Origin of the sequence: Antrihabitans spumae, assembly GCF_043944905.1 — a bacterium.
Taxonomy (GTDB): Bacteria; Actinomycetota; Actinomycetes; order Mycobacteriales; family Mycobacteriaceae; genus Antrihabitans; species Antrihabitans spumae.
In genome coordinates this window covers 1-1138 of record NZ_JBIMSN010000104.1, presented here as the reverse complement: position 1 = coordinate 1138, position 1138 = coordinate 1, and the positions used below count along the sequence as shown (strand labels likewise).

The following is a 1138-nucleotide window of genomic DNA, read 5'->3' as shown; positions in this document are numbered from 1 at the left end:
TCCCAGCTCATAGCACCTTTCTTCATGTACGACACCAACTCCGAAGGAATTACCGTGAAAGCGGCAGGCTAACATCTCCGGCGGCGTTGCCTTCGACTTGACCATAGGATTCGTTACATGGATGCACCCGATCGAGCGTCAACGGCTCACGTCCGTAGTGGCATCGCCATTGCGTTAGTGGAAACGGCGGCAACGGTTCTTGCGATCATCGCAGTCCGACGGTCGTGGCCATCTGCGGAACTGGCACCATATCTTGCGGCTGCCGCCATTATCGCTCTGGTCGCATCCGCCGTCCTTTGGGCACGACGGATCTACTACGTCGGAATCCGAAGCGTGAAGGCGGGAGTCGTTGCCGCTCTCGCGCCTGTACTTGTCGCCACGGCTCTCGTTACCACTGTGGTGGCAACACCTGAGCCCTCACGACCACAGCCCGATCGGGTAACGCAGGAGTTCAACTCAGTTCGGCCCGAGTTCGTCGAAGAGGCGCAACGCCTTCTCGACGAGCCGGGCCGAACCTACTCGGGTCGTATGGAAATCGGGCCCTTCCACATCCGCACGGCTTACGACAATAGCGTCGGTGAGGTGTATTTCCATGAGGCTCGGGGTGACCGACAACCATCGAGCTCGAACCCAGGCTGGGTCTATTCGCCACACGGGATTCCGCGTGGTTTCGACGAGACCGAGATGCAAGACGTCGGGGGGCATTGGTACCGATTTACAAATGTCTCGCTGGATTGAACAGCTGATCGATTGCATTCCGGAAACTCATGCACGAGGCGGATGCAGTCGGCGGAAGCGCCGACCACCGCCGGTCGAAACAGGGAGCGAAGCCGCCGATGAACAAGACAGCGTCGTGGTGAAGTACGTGAGCCGCCACCACCACCACTCGGCGCCCATCTAGTGCATCGTGGGTTGCCGTATCGTTTGTCGCAATCGCGACTTTGGGGAGAGGGGCGAACAATGCCATACGTAGCACTCGGACTCATCGCGTTCGTCCTGTGGCTGTATTGCCTCGTCGATGTGATCACCTGTCCGGAGCATTCGGTCAGGAACCTGCCGAAGCTCGCTTGGCTAGCCCAGATCTTTCTCCGGGCTGACGTGCCGGCTTGATCTGTTTCGGATTGGGTTTTCGATCTTG

General features: G+C 58.9%; 2 protein-coding genes. Both read left to right on the top strand.

The window, feature by feature from the left end; all coding sequences use genetic code 11:
* Window positions 1–117: 117 nt before the first annotated feature.
* Window positions 118–738 (top strand): hypothetical protein, encoded by a 621-nt coding sequence (locus ACHIRB_RS21945; RefSeq protein ID WP_395126771.1) that lies wholly within the window; start codon window positions 118–120, stop codon window positions 736–738.
* A gap of 222 nt (window positions 739–960) precedes the next feature.
* Window positions 961–1110, top strand: coding sequence for a hypothetical protein (locus tag ACHIRB_RS21940; RefSeq protein ID WP_395126770.1), 150 nt, complete (start codon window positions 961–963; stop codon window positions 1108–1110).
* The last annotated feature ends 28 nt before the right edge of the window (window positions 1111–1138 follow it).